Consider the following 14654-nt stretch of genomic DNA (forward strand, 5'->3'; position numbering starts at 1 on the left):
TTCACGTGAAACGCTCCCTGTTTCACGTGAAACGTCCCCCGCCAGCGTACCGGCGGGGGGACGTTCTTCACTGATCTGCTGGGGCCTCAGCCCTTCAGGCCGGCCATCCACGCCTCGACCTCGTCGGAGCGGCGCGGCAGCCCGTCCGACAGGTTCCGGTTGCCGTCCTCGGTCACCAGGATGTCGTCCTCGATCCGGACGCCGATGCCGCGGTACTCCTCCGGCACGGTCAGGTCGTCCGCCTGGAAGTACAGGCCCGGCTCCACCGTCAGGCACATGCCCGGCTCAAGGGTGCCCCCGACGTACGCCTCGGTGCGCGCGGCGGCGCAGTCGTGGACGTCCATGCCGAGCATGTGGCCGGTGCCGTGCAGGGTCCAGCGGCGCTGGAGGCCCAGCTCCAGGACGCGCTCGACCGGCCCCTCGACGAGGCCCCACTCGACGAGCTTCTCGGCGAGGACACGCTGTGCCGCGTCGTGGAAGTCGCGGAACGCGGCGCCCGGCTTCACCGCCGCGATGCCGGCCTCCTGGGCCTCGTACACCGCGTCGTAGATCTTCCGCTGTAGGTCGGTGAACGTGCCGGAGATCGGCAGCGTCCGGGTGACGTCGGCGGTGTACAGCTCGGTCGTCTCCACGCCCGCGTCCAGCAGGAGCAGGTCTCCGGAGCGGACCGGGCCGTCGTTACGAACCCAGTGGAGGGTGCAGGCGTGCGGGCCGGCCGCGCAGATGGAGCCGTAGCCGACGTCGTTGCCCTCGACGCGGGCACGCAGGAAGAAGGTGCCCTCGATGTAGCGCTCGGAGGTCGCCTCGGCCTTGTCGAGGACCTTCACGACGTCCTCGAAGCCGCGCGCCGTGGAGGCGCATGCCTTCTCCAGCTCGGAGATCTCGAACTCGTCCTTCACCAGCCGGGCCTCGGAGAGGAAGACGCGCAGCTCCTCGTCCCGCTCGGCGGTGACCTTGTCGGTGAGGGCCTTCTCGATCCCGGCGTCATGGCCGCGCACCACCCGCACCGGGCCGGTCGCCTCGCCGAGCTTGCCGGGCAGCTCGCGCACGTCGTCGGTGGGGATGCCGTACAGGGTGGCGGCCTCGGTCAGCGAGTGGCGGCGGCCGACCCACAGCTCGCCCTGGCCGGAGAGCCAGAACTCGCCGTTCTCGCGGTCGGAGCGCGGCAGCAGGTAGAGCGTCGCGTCGTGACCCTCGCCGTCGGCCTTCGACTCCAGGACGAGGACGCCGTCCTCGGTCTGGTCGCCGGTGAGGTACGCGTACTCGGTGGCGGCGCGGAAGCTGTACTCGGTGTCGTTCGAGCGGGTCCTCAGGTTCCCCGCGGGGATCACCAGGCGCTCGCCCGGGAAGCGGGCGGAGAGCGCGGCGCGTCGGGCGGCTGTGTGCGCGGCCTGCGGGACCGGCCGCAGATCGCGCAGCTCCGTGTCGGCCCAGCCCGACTTCATGTTCTCGGCGAGCTCGTCGGAGACGCCCGGGTACAGGCCGTTCTTGCGCTGCTCGATCGGCTCTTCGTCGCTGTCCGGGGTCTCCGGAGTGAGCTCATCGGCCACGGGTCCGCCTCCTTCAGGTACGACACTGAACCCCTGCCCCCGGGTCGCACGGACCCAGAGGTACGTTCACCATCGTACGGGCGTACGTAAGGAGGCCCAGGGGTCAAGCACCTGTCCGGCGGCACCTGGCCGAAAGGACCTGCCTCGCTCCGGTCGGCCCCGTCCTGGTCGAACTAGTCGAAGCGGGCCGCGAGCATCACCACGTCCTCGTCGCCGCCCTGCCCGCCCTTGTCCGGGCTGTTCGGGTGATCGGCGAGGACCAGCCGCAGTACATGGTCGGCGACCGCCCCGGGATCGCCGCGGTCGGCCTTCGGCGCACTGGCCGCCGCCGCGTGCAGCCGGGCGAACGCCCGGTCCACAGGGCCGCCGATCCGGCGGAGCAGCCCGTCCGTGTAGAGGAGCACCGTCTCTCCGGGCTCCAGGGCCAGCTCCACGCTCGGCGCCTCCCAGCAGGCGAGCATGCCCAGCGGCGCCGACAGGGACGTCTCGACGTACTCGGTGCGCCGTCCGCCGACGACCAGCGGCGGAGCGTGACCGGCCCCGGCCAGTACGACCTTCCGCCGCGCCGGCTCCGCGTAGGCGAAGAGCGCGGTGGCGGAGCGCGCGGGTTCGGTGAGCCGCAGCAGCAGCTCCAGGTCGGACAGCACGGCGACCGGGTCCTCGCCCTCCATCACGGCGTACGCGCGCAGGGAGGCCCGCAGCCTGCCCATCGCGGCCAGCGCGCTCGGCCCCGACCCGGAGACCGAGCCGACCGCCAGGCCCAGCGCGCCCTCCGGCAGCGGCAGCGCGTCGTACCAGTCGCCGCCGCCCTGCGCCCCGGTGACGTGCCGCGCGGCCAGCCCGACGCCCGGCACACGGGGCAGCCGGGTGGGCAGCAGTTCCTCGGTGATGGTGGCGATCTCGGCGCGGCTCCGCTCCAGCTCCACCAACCGGCCCAGGTGCTCGGAGGCGTACTGCCCGTAGAGGCCCACGAGATGGCGGCGGCGCTCGTCCGGTTCGGCGGGCTCGTCGTACAGCCAGAGGGCGGCGCCCAGCCGCCCGTCCGCCACGGTGGCGAGCGGTACGGCGTAGCTGGCGGCGAAGCCGAGGCGGGCGGCGACCTCGCGGTGCCGGGGGTCGAGGTGCTCGTCGCCGAGCAGGTCGGGGACGGCGACGGGGCCGGGAACACCGTCCGGGCGGTGCGGCCCGTCCGGGCGGTGCCGACCGTCCAGGTCGTCCGCGGCGGTTCCGCGCCGGGGAACCGCCCCGTGCTCGGGTGCCGTCCCGTGCCCGGCCCCCGCCTCCGTCCCCGGCTCGGACACGGGCCGGCGGCCGGGGAGCGGCCCGCCGGGCAGGCCGTCGAGGATGCGCCCGTACGAGGTGGCGCTGCGCGGGACGGTCTCGATGGTGCCGAGGTCTGCGTGGGCGAGACCGAGCCCGATGGTCGTGGTGGGGCCGTGCCCGTCGGCCGGTTCGAGGACGGCCATGCCGCGACGTGCCCCGACGAGCGCGGCGCCGGCGCGCAGCAGTTCGCGGAGGGCCTCGTCGATCGTGCCCGTCCGGGCGAGGCGTTCGGTGAGTTCGTGGAGGGTGGTCAGGTCGGAGACCCAGCCTGCCAGCCGGTCCTGGATCAGTGTGCCGGGTGCGGGGGCCGCGGCAGGAATGCCCGGGAGAGGCGTTGCAGTGTGCGCAGGAGCGGGAACCGTTGGATCGATTCCAGCCACTTTCGGCAGGTGAGGGGCGCTCATGGCAGCTGGCTTTCCGGCTGCTTCTCTTTGCTCAATAGCATCGCAAACCCCCATGTCAATCCGCATGTCATGCTGCGCCGCTATCACTGCATCCACATGTACACGTACACGTGAGGGGATGTCCAGCATTGTCCAGCGGGGCGCGTGGTGTCTGTGCGATGCTGAACTTGGCCAAAAAATAGCCCCGATGGGGAGGTTTTGCGGTCGACTGAGCGCGTTCGGCAAGGGGGCACCGCCCGAGGCGACACCATGTGAACTCGGGAGGCAGCGTCATTCCGAGCGTGCGGGGTACGTAATCGGTGGTGGCCAGGGGAAGTTGGGGCAGGTCCGGAACCCGGCGGGAAGCCCTGGCGTCCTCACCACCGAGGGCGCGCCCCGGCCCCGCGTGCGCGTGGCGGGGAAAGATCAGCGGGACTGTACGGCGGTTCTTCAGCGGTACCACTTCAGCGGCACGGAAAAGCGCCCTGCGCGCGCCACCCCTCGCCATGCGTTCAATGGACTCAGCCGACGCTCGCCCCCCAGCGGTGTTGTCCGACCGCACGGCATTTCCGCCGGCGGCCAGGCGGCGGTACGCCGCCCCGTACGCACAGTGAAGTAACGCACACGTGTTGTGATGTGGACCTCGGCGTTCAACGGAAAGGAACGAGCGCTCATGCGCGAGATCCTCGGAAGGCGACGCAGGCTCCGGTTCGGGCGCAAGAAGCGGCCGTCCCACCTCGACGCGGCGCTTCTCTGCGCCACCGGGTGGCACTGGCCCGTACTCCCGGGCGTGGGGCTCAAGGCGACCGGCGGTCGCGGCGACCGGGAGCGCGGCTGTGCCTGCCCCGATCCCGAGTGCGTCGTCCCGGGCGCGCACCCCTTCGACCCCGGGCTGCTCGCGGCCTCCACCGACCCGCGGATGGTGCGCTGGTGGTGGACCAACCGGCCGGACGCGCCCATCGTGCTCGCCACCGGCGGCCGCGCGCCCTGCGCGGTGAGCCTCCCCGCCGTCGCGGGCGCCCGCGCTCTGGCGGTACTGGACCGGAACGGCATGCGGCTCGGCCCCGTCGTGGCGACGCCGACGCGCTGGTCGCTGCTGGTCGCCCCGTACTCCCTGGAACGGCTCGGCGAGCTGCTGTACGTCAAGGACTCCGTGCCGAGCTCGCTCCGGTTCCACGGCGACGGCGGGTATGTCGTGCTGCCGCCCTCGGAGACCGGCACGGGCCGGGTGCGCTGGGAGCGGGCGCCGCTGTCGACACCGGGCGGCGCGCCGTGGCTCCCGGACGTCGAGACGGTCGTGGACGCCCTCGTCGAGGCGAGCACGGGCGCCCCGGGCGGCGGCAGCCGGCTGCGCTACTGATGGCGCGGCGCCGACCGGGCGTACGTGATGCGCGCGGCGCCGGCGGTGCGTACGCGAGCGCGCGCGGCGCCGACGTCGCGTACGACGTCGCGTACGACGTCGCGTGGGGCGTCGCGTGGGGCGCTACCGACGTGCCGGACGCGAGCGCGTCACTCGTACGGGTGTGAAGCGGGGCCGACTTGTACGGGAAACGGGCACGCGGCCCCGAAGGCGTGTGCCGACCACCGATATCGTCAGCCCACCGTAGGACAACCCCGGCAGGCCGCCCAGGCCAGGTGGGACACCCATGAATCTCCGCATGATCGGGCTCGGCGCCGTCGTGGCCGCCGCGACGCTGCTGCCGATGGTGGCGATCGCGGGACCGGCCGGAGGCCCCGAACACACCGTGGTCGCCGCCGACGGCGAGCGGGACCCGGCAGCGGCCGCCCCGACGCCCGACGCGTCCCCCGTCGGCTCATCCGTCTCCGACGACAAGGCCCCCGGGGCGGACCCGGGCTCCCTGGACTCCCCGCTTTCGCCGCTTCTGGCCGAAAGTGACAGCACTTCCTATGCCGACAGCGAGAGCCGCGTCACACAGTGCGGACCGGCGCTCGTGTCACCGGACGGCGTCGAGGCACAGACATGCGTCGTCGCCGAGGCCGCCGAGTCATGGGCGCGGACCTACTACCGCAACATCAAGGGCGAGGAGCTGCGCGCGATCCTCAGCTTCATGGGCCCGGCGGGCCGCACCGTGCGCACCCACTGCGTGGTGGCGGCGGGCGATGAGCCACGAACCTGCGAAACGCCACGTGAAAGCGTGCGCGGTGGGATCGAGGACTATACGGCGGTGGCGGAGTTCGCGGCCAGTGGAGATCCGGAAAGCCCGCTGCTGCTGAGGTCCGGCAGCAACCGGCCGCAGACGGCGGCGGGTTGAGCCGGGTCCGGGAAGCGGAACCGGAAGATCGGATTCCGGGGAAATGCAAGAACCCGGTCGCTGGCGACGGGGGATGCACCAGCGACCGGGCTTCTAGAACGGTAACAAGAGATCGGCTATTCGCAAATTCGATCTCTCTTATTCGGACAGCGATTTACCGACGAGTAAGGGCTGTGTGACGGTCGGGCCGAGCGCGCGGCCGGTGTTCCGCCAGTGTTCCGCCGGTGTTCCGCCGCTACCCGGCCCGTACGGCGCCCGTAGCTCACCCGTACTCCGCCGGGGTGCTCAGCTGAGGGTGACCTGACGGTTGGTGAGCCCACCGCGCGCCCGCCGCTCCTCCGCGGTGAGCGGGGCGTCGGAGGCCAGAGCGCCCGCCAGCCGCTCGGCGAACTCGGTGGCCGGCTTCTCGCAGTCGGCCGCGCTCATCTCGCGGGGCAGGTCCCAGACCGGGACGACCAGGCCGTGCGCCCGGAACGACCCGACCAGCCGCGTGCCGTCGCCGAGCGACGAGGTACCGGCGGCGTGCAGCCGGGCGAGCGCGTCGAGGAGCTGCTCCTCCGGATGCGGCATGACCCAGCGCAGGTGGTTCTTCTCCGGGGTCTCGCACCAGTAGGCGGCGTCCACGTCCGGCAGCTTGACCGTCGGGATGGCGGCCGCGTTCGCCCGCTCCAGCGACGCGGCGACGTCCGGCGACGCGCTCTCCGCGGACTCCGGCACCCAGAACTCGAAGCCCGTGTGGACGACCGGCTCGAAAGCGGCCTCCGGGTCGAGCAGGTCCTGGAGCCGCGGCCCCTCCGCGGGCACCCGGCGCGCGGCGACCGGAGTGCCCGGCTCCGCTTCGAGCGCCCGCTGGAGCGTGTCCGCCATGTCGCGGCTGAGGTCGCCGGAGGACGTGTCGTTCTGCAGCGCCAGCAGCACGGAACCGTCGTCACGGCGCAGCGCTGGCCACGCCATCGGGAGTACGGTCGCCAGCGTCACGGACGGTACGCCCTCCGGGAGCCCGCCCTTGAGATGCAGCGGCGCCGTCGCCGCGGGGACCAGTTCGCGCAGGGCGACCCAGTCGCACTCGCCGGCAAGACTCTCGAACGGGCGCTGGACCAGCTCGGTCACCGCGTGCGCGGCGGCCCGGCCGTGGCACGCCTTGTAGCGGCGGCCCGAACCGCACGGGCAGGGCTCGCGGGCGCCGACGACCGGCACCTCCCCGTTCGTCACCTGCGGTGCGCCGGCGGCCTTCTTCTGGGGGCGCTTCTTGGCCATGCGTGGGTTCTCCCGTTGGAACGCGGTCCTGTGTCGGACCGCGAGCCTAGTCGTACGGGACCTCGGACGGCTCAGTCCACGTCCTCGTACGCGTCGAGAAAACCCAGATCGCCCCCGAGTGGACCCCCGCCACCGTGCAACGGCGCGGTGCCGTTCACCCCGGAGGGAGAGGAGGGAACCTGTCTGTCACGGCGATGACCGTTGAGGCGCGTAGCGAGACCGTCGCGGCACGGCGCCGCTCCGGTCACCTGGACCCAGACCGTGACCTCGCCGGACGTGCTGTCCCGTACGCCCCAGTCCTGGGCGAGCGCGCTGATGATGTTCAGCCCGCGGCCGCCGCGCGCGGTGACCGAGGGCGTGGCCGGAACTGGTCGGGTCGGACCGCCTCCGTCCGTCACCTCGACCGTCAGTGCGCCGTGGACGTCGACCCGCCAGGCGGCCCGGACGGCGCCTTCACCGATCTCGGTCGCGTCCAGCGGTCTGCCGTGCCGGCATGAGTTGCTGAGCAATTCGGAAAGGATGAGTACGGCATCGTCGACGACCGATTCCGAGACGCCGCTGCGCAGCAGCTGCTCCCGCATCCGGTGTCTCGCCTCGCCCACGCCCGCAGGGCCATGGGGTACGGCCATGCTTGACGACGTCGGCACTTCCTGTGCCACCACCAACGCCACCCCCGAGACCTCCTTCGCCCCACGCCACGGTGTGAATGCCCCAATGGCCTGGACCGGAAACCGGCCAGTCCGCATACAGTGACGCATTCGACACAGGCCGACACGGAGCGGACGCGCCGGAGCACTCCCCGTAACTACTGGGGCGTACGTCCCAGTTGGGACAGAACCTGTTTGGGGCGGTTTGTGATGATCGCGTCCACTCCGAGGCGTACGCACAGTTCGACGTCCTCGGGGTCGTCCACGGTCCATACGTGGACGCGGTGGCCGGCACGGTGGAGCCGGGCGACGTAGGCAGGGTGGTTGCGGACGATCCGGATGGAGGGCCCGGCGATCCGGGAGCCGGCCGGGAGCCGCCCGTCGCGCAGGCGGGGCGAGACGAACTGTGTGAGGTAGACGGTCGGGACGTCCGGCGCGGCGGCCGCGACGCGGTGCAGGGACCTGGCGGAGAAGCTCATGATCCGTACGGGCGAGTCGGCGGGGGTGGGCGGATCGTCGAGCCCGTACCTGCGCAGCAGCTGGACCAGCCGCTCCTCCACCTGGCCCGCCCAGCGTGTGGGGTGCTTGGTCTCGATCGCCAGCTCTATGTGCCGGCCGGTGTCGGCGACCAGGCCCAGCAGTCGCTCCAGCGTGAGGACGGAGGTGAACTCGGGGTCGCCCCAGTCGGGGCTCTCGTCGCGGTCCTTCCAGGACCCGAAGTCGAGGGCCGCCAGGTCGGCGAGCTCCAGGGCGGATACCGCGCCGCGCCCGTTGGAGGTGCGGTTCACGCGGCGGTCGTGCACACAGACCAGGTGGCCGTCCGCGGTGAGCCGGACGTCGCACTCGAGGGCGTCGGCCCCGTCCTCTATCGCCTTCATGTACGCGGCGAGGGTGTGCTCGGGTGCGTCCTCGGAGGCGCCGCGGTGGGCGACGACTTGGATGGTGTGCTGCCGTGCGTGGGTCACCGCGTCATGGTGCCATCGTTCGCCCGGTCGGCGGACGCCACCCGGCATACTTCGGCCGCGGTAGAGAATGCGTTGTTTGTCCAGAAATAAAGACAGAGGTGGCATACACACAGCTCCCGCTTACAGTGGCCTGACGAGCAGTAGGAAAAGCTGAGTGCGGATACTGCACGGCGGGCTCTTGCCGATACGACGACGTGGATACCGAGGAGAACGAGCTGTGAGCACCGAGAACGAGGGCAACGCGGTCCCGTCCGCCCCCGACGCCCCGTCCGCGTCCGCTCCGGAGGGCACCCCGGCGAAGCCCACGCCGCCGACGCCCGAGTCCGCGGCGCCCGAGTCCGCGGAGGCGGAGCATTCGGCCCCGCCCGAGCAGTACGCCCCGGCCGAGCAGCCCACGGCGGCGCACCACGCCACCGCCGATACCTCCGCCACCGACCCGACGACACAGATGCCGACGCAGGCGGAGGCCCCGGCTCCGGCCCCGGCCCCGACGCCCCCTCCCCCGGCCGCGCCGCCGGCGTACCCCCCGTACGGAGCACCGGCCGACCCCCACGTACACAGCGCTCAGGGCGCACAGGGCATGCCGGGCGGTGTACCCGGAACCGGCACCACCCAGGGCGCATACGGCGCCGCACACGGCCTGCCCCCGGCGGGCGGCGTCGGCCAGGTCTGGGGAGCCGCTCCGTACCAGACGCCCGCCGCCCCGGCCCCGCGTAGACGTTCCGGCGGCCTGGTCGCGGCGGTGCTCGTCGCGGCCCTCATGGCCGGCGGTGTCGGCGGCGGGATCGGCTACTGGGCGGCGGAGCGCAGCGACAACCCGGCCGGTTCGACGACCGTCTCGGTCGGCGACGCCCCGGCCGACTTCAAGCGCGACCCCGGTACGGTCGCGGCCGTCGCGGCCAAGGCGCTGCCGAGCGTCGTCACGATCGAGGCGAAGTCCGGCGGCGCGGACGGCGAGGGCGGTACGGGAACCGGCTTCGTGTACGACCGGGAAGGCCACATCCTCACCAACAACCACGTGGTGGCGTCGGCGGCGGACGGTGGCACGGTCACGGCGACGTTCTCGAACGGCAAGAAGTACGACGCCGAGGTGGTGGGACGGGCGCAGGGTTACGACGTGGCCGTGCTGAAGCTCCGTAACGCGCCCTCAGGTCTGACGCCGCTCCCGCTGGGCGACTCCGACAAGGTGGCGGTGGGCGACGCGACGATCGCGATCGGCGCGCCGTTCGGCCTGTCCAACACCGTCACGACCGGCATCATCAGCGCCAAGAACCGCCCCGTGGCGTCCAGCGACGGTTCGGGCGGCAAGAACTCGTACATGAGCGCGCTGCAGACGGACGCGTCGATAAACCCGGGCAACTCCGGCGGCCCGCTGCTCGACGCCCGCGGCGCGGTGGTCGGGATCAACTCGGCGATCCAGTCGCCGGGCTCGGGGGGCTTCGGCCAGTCGCAGGCCGGATCGGTGGGCCTGGGCTTCGCGATCCCGGTCAACCAGGCGAAGAGTGTCGCGGAGCAGCTGATCAAGACGGGTGAGCCGGTGTACCCGATGATCGGGGCGACGGTGAACATGACGGAGAAGGGCGAGGGCGCCACGATCGTCGACGAGGGCGCGGGCGGCACGCCGGCGATCTCGCCGAACGGCCCCGCGGCGAAGGCGGGTCTGCGGCCCGGTGATGTGATCACGCGCTTCGGCAACCGGATCATCGACAGCGGCCCGACACTGATCAGCGAGATCTGGACCCACCGTCCCGGCGACACCGTCACGCTCACGTACAAGCGGGGCGGCCAGGAGAAGCAGGTCCAGATCACACTCGGCGAGCGCAAGGGCGACTAGGCCGTGGTCCGAAAGGACGCACCGGGCTCGGACGGCTCGGCGATGCTCAGCGGAAGACGACGGACCGCAGCGTGAGCCGGGCACCGGCGCCGCCGCCGGGCGCAGCCGGAAGGCATCGCATCACCCTGGCAGCGCGGCCCCTTGTGGACGAAGGCGCTGGCACCGGTGGCGTTGCGGGGGCTGTGGGCGGGCTCGATGAGCTCGTCCGCGGCCTCCGGCAGGTCGAGGCAGAGGTGGTCGGTCGGGTCGATGAGCACTCCGACGCGGAGCCGGCCGTCGGCGTCGTCGTACGAGCACCCCCCCACCGAGCGGCTCAACTCCCCCCGCAGGCAGGATTTCCGCGCTTCAAACCCCACATCACTCCTGTGGGTGACCCTCATGTAGGCGTGCCACAGTTGACACACCCACGCTCGTGATCCGCCCGGCGACGACCTGGCGGATGGCGATGACGACGGCCGCGACGCCGATGCCGCCCCAGCCGGGGTCGGCGGCAAGCCGCAGGAGCCCGGCGGCGGTGAGGAAGTCCAGCAGTACGGCGATGACGGCCCGGACGCGCCGGCCGGCCCGGTACGCGAAGGGGCAGGCGACCAGGCCCGCGGCGACACACAGCCCGGCGGCCTGGAGCAGCCAGCCCCTCACGGAGCCGGTGCCGCGGCCGGCTGCCGCTTACCGCCGTACTCGATCTCGTCGCGCTCCTGGGCGATCTCCCGGCCGAGGAAGTAGTTCAGCGCGGTCCGGATCGCGGCGATGGCGGCGAGCTGCCCGATGTCCGTGAAACTCGGCGCGACTGCGGTCCGCAGAACATCCCCCGCCAGCTGGAACTCCAGCCCGAGTACGAGAAAGCGCCCCAGCCGCAACCGAATCCGATTGAACCCTTGGGCCCGCCCCCGCTCACGCCACCCGACGGTGAGGAACTGCACGAAGGCCCACACGGCCCCGACAAAGATGATCAGCGCCCCGGCCAGCTCGATCAGCCGCACCAGCAGCCCGATCGCCTCCCGCAGATCCGACTCGGACAGTACTTCGAGGGAGAGCGTCATACGTGACGGCGTACCCGCCCCTGCGCCGGGGGCAGGCGGCGACACGCCTGGCGCGAGCGCAGACCGTCACTCGGATGGATCCGCGGCAAGGGTTTCGCCCCGGGAAAGCACCCGGGGCGTCAGATCACCGCGACCGGGCCGGAAGCCCGCCCTGCGGGGTGGCGGCACAGGAGCTGACACACTCGGCGGACTCTCCAAGCGAATCCCCCGACTGACCCCCTACTCACCTCCGACTGACCCCCTGCTCATCCACCCGAGCATCCGCAGCGCCCCACCTCGCGTCCGCACCCGCCACGCGCCCAAGCCGGGTGCGTACGGCGATGCCGGCGCAGGCGATGACGGTGACACCGCCGAGGACGGTGGACCAGGTGACGTGCTCGCTCAGGAACAGCGCGGCCCAGCAGATGCTCATCACGGGCTGGACGAGCTGTATCTGACCGACCTGCGCCATCGGGCCGATCGCGAGTCCCCGGTACCAGGCGAAGAAGCCGAGGAACATGCTCACAACTCCGAGGTAGGCGAACGCGGCCCACTCGATCGACGTGCCGGTCGGAGGGCGCTGCGACATCGAGATGCCGAGCAGGGCGATCATCAGCGGCGCGGAGAGCACGAGCGCCCAGGAGATGGTCTGCCAGGCGCCCAGCTCACGGGCAAGGAGCCCCCCTTCCGCGTAACCGGTCCCGGCCGCGACGACGGCGCCGAGCAAGAGCAGGTCGGACCAGTGGAGACCGCTGAAGCCGCCACCCCGCAGCGAGGTGAACACGATCGTGGCGATCGCACCGATGATCGCCATGGCCCAGAACGGGACCGGGGGTCGTTCGTGCCCGCGGAGCACCGCCATCACGGCGGTCGCGGCCGGCAGGAGCGCGATCACGACGGCACCGTGGCTGGCCGAGGCGGTGGTCAGCGCGAAAGAGGTCAGCACAGGGAAGCCGACGACCACGCCGGCGGCGACGACCGAAAGACGGACCCACTGGACACCGCGGGGCAGGCGCTGTCTTGTGATCGCCAGCGCGGTGGCTGCGAGCAACGCCGCGATCACCGCACGGCCGGAGCCGATGAACAGCGGCGACATCCCACCGCCTTCGACGGCGACACGGGTGAACGGGACGGTGAACGAGAACGCCGCGACCCCGAGGAGCCCCCACCCGAGACCTGCGCGGGACCGGGATAGCACCGGCGTCTCGATAAGAGTAGCGCTACTATTGTCTGTCATGTATGACGATAGCAGTTCGCGGATCGTCGCTGGGCTCCACAAGTGGATCGCGACGGCCGTGCCGGGTGCGAGGCTGCCGTCCACGCGGGTACTGGTCGCGCAGTACGGGGCGAGCCCGGTCACGGTGCAGAAGGCACTGCGGACCCTGGCGGCGCAGGGGGTGGTGGAGAGCCGACCCGGAGTGGGGACCTTTGTCCGTGCGATCCGCGTGGCTCGTCCGAACGACTACGGGTGGCAGACGGCGGCGCTCGGATCGCCGCAGAACCGCACCCCGCAGCTGTCCACAGCGCTGCGGACCCTCCCGAACGACGTGATCGCGCTGCACTCGGGCTACCCGGACCGCGATCTGCTGCCGGAGCGCCTGGTCCGGGCCGCGTTCACCCGCTCGGCCCGAGGCGATGCCGCCGTCAGCCGTCCGCCGGCGGCGGGGCTGCCGGAGCTGCAGGCATGGTTCGCGACCGAACTCGGCACCGCGATGCCTCTCGGGGTCGCGCCGCCGACGCCGAGCGACGTCGTCGTCTTCCCCGGCAGCCAGAGCGGTCTCAGCACCGCCTTCCGCGCCCTCGTCGGCGCCGGCCGCCCGCTGTTGGTGGAGTCACCGACGTACTGGGGGGCGATCCTCGCCGCCGCCCAGTCGGGCGTGCGGCTGGTACCCGTCCCCAGCGGAGCCCACGGCCCGGACCCTGACGAGCTGGCGCGAGCGTTCGAGCAAACGGGAGCACGCGCGTTCTACGCCCAGCCGAACTTCGCCAACCCCACCGGCGCCCGATGGGCACCCGAACTGGCCGACCGTGTCCTCGACGTCGTTCGCAAGTACGGCGCGTTTCTGATCGAGGACGATTGGGCGCACGACTTCGGTATCGCCGCAGACCCGGTCCCCATCGCAGCCCGGGACGACAGCGGGCACGTCGTCCACCTGAGATCTCTGACCAAGAGCGTCTCCCCGGCCGTCCGTATCGCCGGCATGATCGCCCGCGGCCCCGCCCGGATGCGCATCCTCGCCGACGCCCAAGCCGAGTCCATGTACGTCAGCGGCGTCCTCCAGGCCGTCGCACTCGACGTCGTCACGCAGCCCGCGTGGCGCACACATCTGAGAAGCCTCCGCCACCAGCTTGCCGCCCGCCGAGACCTCCTCATCGGCGCGCTCCGTGAGCACGCCCCCACCGCTCGCCTGGAAGCCGTACCGCAGGGAGGGCTGAATCTCTGGCTCCGGCTGCCGGACAACACCGACCTGGCACGACTCGTCCGGGACTGTGAGACCGCCGGAGTGATCATCGCCGCCGGCAACGAGTGGTTCCCCGCCGAACCGACCGGGGCCTACCTCCGGCTCAACTACTCCGGACCGAATCCAGGCGCGTTCCCTGACGGCGCACGCGCCATCGGGCAGGCACTCGCGCAGCAGTAGGCACGGACAGCCGGTCCCGAAGGCGGCGCCGTCGCCCGCCCCCGGAGGGCCCCGAGACCGCAGAGCAACCCTCGCGCGGTGGCGCCGCGGGAACGATCACTGCTGGGGCCGGTGGTCATCCTCCAGTCAGCCCCACCCACCGCATTCGTGCAGCCGGTAGGCTGTAGCCGCTCCGCAGGCAGGTGAGGCGGGGCAAGGGTGGGTTGCCCGAGCGGCCTAAGGGAACGGTCTTGAAAACCGTCGTGGCGCGAGTCACCGTGGGTTCAAATCCCACACCCACCGCAGCAGGTCAGAGAACGTGCTGATCAGAAGGGGTGTCCCGACGCGGGGCACCTCTTCCGCGTGGCGGCTGTCTCACCTTGATCCGCCTCTGTCACGTTGCCGATCAGTGTCTGTGGACCAGGCGTGGACCACGAGTCAGGGGCCAGGGCGGACCCTAGGCCAGCTTGCGCTCGATCACCTCGCGCACCTTTTCTGTGGCCTGCTCGTCGAACCCTGAGGGCACTAGCTGGAACCGATGGAGCTTCGGCCGTTGGCCATCTTGATAGCCAGCGATCTTGCCGCCCTCGAAGTAACGGCCTGCGTCCTCCTGGACCTCTACGAGTGAGGGGCCACGAAGTTTCCGGACAGGGACCCAATAGGGTTGTCCTGAACAGGAAACGAGGAAGAAGTGGCACCACCCAGTAAGTACTCGCCGGAGTTCCGCGAGGAAGCCGTCCAGATCGCGCTGAGATCGAGCAAGACGATCTCCGAAGTCGCCC

At 71.6% G+C, this 14654-nt stretch carries 14 protein-coding genes, 1 tRNA gene and 1 pseudogene; 6 read left to right on the forward strand and 10 right to left on the reverse strand.

Annotation, left to right across the window (positions count from 1 at the left end):
- Positions 1–86 precede the first annotated feature (86 nt).
- Both FVS66_RS03725 and FVS66_RS03730 read right to left on the reverse strand, forming a co-directional pair.
- Positions 87–1550 carry an aminopeptidase P family protein gene (locus FVS66_RS03725; RefSeq protein WP_149179519.1) on the reverse strand — a complete coding sequence of 488 codons (1464 nt, stop codon included), beginning with the start codon at positions 1548–1550 and terminating at the stop codon, positions 87–89.
- Positions 1551–1723: 173 nt separating this feature from the next.
- The gene (locus FVS66_RS03730) at positions 1724–3406 is read right to left on the reverse strand and encodes a PP2C family protein-serine/threonine phosphatase (protein WP_149179520.1); all 1683 of its coding nucleotides are present in this window, start codon (positions 3404–3406) and stop codon (positions 1724–1726) included.
- Positions 3407–3929: 523 nt separating this feature from the next.
- On the opposite strand from FVS66_RS03730, the gene FVS66_RS03735 reads away from it, so the two are divergent.
- From FVS66_RS03735 to FVS66_RS03740, 3 genes are all read left to right on the forward strand, one after another.
- Positions 3930–4616, forward strand: a complete 687-nt coding sequence (locus FVS66_RS03735; RefSeq protein WP_149179521.1) for a bifunctional DNA primase/polymerase — start codon at positions 3930–3932, stop codon at positions 4614–4616.
- Complete coding sequence (locus FVS66_RS34790) at positions 4616–4783, forward strand: hypothetical protein (protein ID WP_187645367.1); 168 nt, start codon at positions 4616–4618, stop codon at positions 4781–4783. The genes FVS66_RS03735 and FVS66_RS34790 overlap by 1 nt, the downstream gene beginning before the upstream one ends.
- A 119-nt stretch (positions 4784–4902) precedes the next feature.
- Positions 4903–5529 (forward strand): hypothetical protein, encoded by a 627-nt coding sequence (locus FVS66_RS03740; RefSeq protein WP_149179522.1) that lies wholly within the window; start codon positions 4903–4905, stop codon positions 5527–5529.
- Positions 5530–5814: 285 nt separating this feature from the next.
- Here the strand turns inward: FVS66_RS03740 and FVS66_RS03745 are convergent, their stop codons facing one another.
- From FVS66_RS03745 to FVS66_RS03755, 3 genes are all read right to left on the reverse strand, one after another.
- On the reverse strand, positions 5815–6786 hold the full coding sequence (locus FVS66_RS03745; protein WP_149179523.1) for a DUF5926 family protein: 972 nt from the start codon (positions 6784–6786) through the stop codon (positions 5815–5817).
- 71 nt (positions 6787–6857) lie between these two features.
- A complete protein-coding gene (locus FVS66_RS03750) occupies positions 6858–7544 on the reverse strand; it encodes an ATP-binding protein (protein WP_149179524.1) in 687 nt (228 codons plus the stop codon).
- A gap of 47 nt (positions 7545–7591) precedes the next feature.
- A complete protein-coding gene (locus FVS66_RS03755) occupies positions 7592–8398 on the reverse strand; it encodes a glycerophosphodiester phosphodiesterase (protein ID WP_149179525.1) in 807 nt (268 codons plus the stop codon).
- Between the two features lie 217 nt (positions 8399–8615).
- Here FVS66_RS03755 and FVS66_RS03760 point away from each other — a divergent pair, with 217 nt between their 5' ends.
- Positions 8616–10232 carry a trypsin-like peptidase domain-containing protein gene (locus FVS66_RS03760; protein WP_149179526.1) on the forward strand — a complete coding sequence of 539 codons (1617 nt, stop codon included), beginning with the start codon at positions 8616–8618 and terminating at the stop codon, positions 10230–10232.
- On the opposite strand, the gene FVS66_RS03765 is transcribed toward FVS66_RS03760, so the two are convergent.
- The 4 genes from FVS66_RS03765 to FVS66_RS03780 all read right to left on the reverse strand — a co-directional run bounded on the left by FVS66_RS03765 (position 10229) and on the right by FVS66_RS03780 (position 12449).
- Positions 10229–10537, reverse strand: a complete 309-nt coding sequence (locus tag FVS66_RS03765; RefSeq protein ID WP_149179527.1) for a hypothetical protein — start codon at positions 10535–10537, stop codon at positions 10229–10231. The genes FVS66_RS03760 and FVS66_RS03765 overlap by 4 nt on opposite strands.
- Positions 10538–10589: 52 nt before the next feature.
- Positions 10590–10871, reverse strand: coding sequence for a hypothetical protein (locus FVS66_RS03770; RefSeq protein WP_187645368.1), 282 nt, complete (start codon positions 10869–10871; stop codon positions 10590–10592).
- Complete coding sequence (locus FVS66_RS03775; protein ID WP_149179528.1) at positions 10868–11272, reverse strand: DUF1622 domain-containing protein; 405 nt, start codon at positions 11270–11272, stop codon at positions 10868–10870. Before FVS66_RS03775 ends, FVS66_RS03770 begins: the two co-directional genes overlap by 4 nt.
- Before the next feature lie 223 nt (positions 11273–11495).
- The gene (locus tag FVS66_RS03780) at positions 11496–12449 is read right to left on the reverse strand and encodes a DMT family transporter (protein WP_262386793.1); all 954 of its coding nucleotides are present in this window, start codon (positions 12447–12449) and stop codon (positions 11496–11498) included.
- A gap of 37 nt (positions 12450–12486) precedes the next feature.
- Here FVS66_RS03780 and FVS66_RS03785 point away from each other — a divergent pair, with 37 nt between their 5' ends.
- Both FVS66_RS03785 and FVS66_RS03790 read left to right on the forward strand, forming a co-directional pair.
- Positions 12487–13893, forward strand: coding sequence for a PLP-dependent aminotransferase family protein (locus FVS66_RS03785; protein ID WP_149179530.1), 1407 nt, complete (start codon positions 12487–12489; stop codon positions 13891–13893).
- 197 nt (positions 13894–14090) lie between these two features.
- Positions 14091–14175: transfer RNA gene (locus FVS66_RS03790), tRNA-Ser, on the forward strand.
- 154 nt (positions 14176–14329) lie between these two features.
- Here FVS66_RS03790 and FVS66_RS36515 read toward each other — a convergent pair.
- Positions 14330–14654, reverse strand: a pseudogene (locus tag FVS66_RS36515) (hypothetical protein); the annotation flags it as partial.

It is taken from the genome of Streptomyces sp. TRM49041 (assembly GCF_008271805.1).
Classification (GTDB): Bacteria; Actinomycetota; Actinomycetes; order Streptomycetales; family Streptomycetaceae; genus Streptomyces.

Excerpts from the sequence above, each read along its gene's own strand:
- FVS66_RS34790 (WP_187645367.1), top strand. The coding sequence starts at position 4,616 with ATGGCGCGGCGCCGACCGGGCGTACGTGATGCGCGCGGCGCCGGCGGT.
- FVS66_RS03735 (WP_149179521.1), top strand. The coding sequence starts at position 3,930 with ATGCGCGAGATCCTCGGAAGGCGACGCAGGCTCCGGTTCGGGCGCAAG.
- FVS66_RS03745 (WP_149179523.1), bottom strand. The coding sequence starts at position 6,786 with ATGGCCAAGAAGCGCCCCCAGAAGAAGGCCGCCGGCGCACCGCAGGTG.
- FVS66_RS03750 (WP_149179524.1), bottom strand. The coding sequence starts at position 7,544 with ATGCGTCACTGTATGCGGACTGGCCGGTTTCCGGTCCAGGCCATTGGG.
- FVS66_RS03785 (WP_149179530.1), top strand. The coding sequence starts at position 12,487 with ATGTATGACGATAGCAGTTCGCGGATCGTCGCTGGGCTCCACAAGTGG.
- FVS66_RS03740 (WP_149179522.1), top strand. The coding sequence starts at position 4,903 with ATGAATCTCCGCATGATCGGGCTCGGCGCCGTCGTGGCCGCCGCGACG.
- FVS66_RS03730 (WP_149179520.1), bottom strand. The coding sequence starts at position 3,406 with ATGCTGGACATCCCCTCACGTGTACGTGTACATGTGGATGCAGTGATA.
- FVS66_RS03775 (WP_149179528.1), bottom strand. The coding sequence starts at position 11,272 with ATGACGCTCTCCCTCGAAGTACTGTCCGAGTCGGATCTGCGGGAGGCG.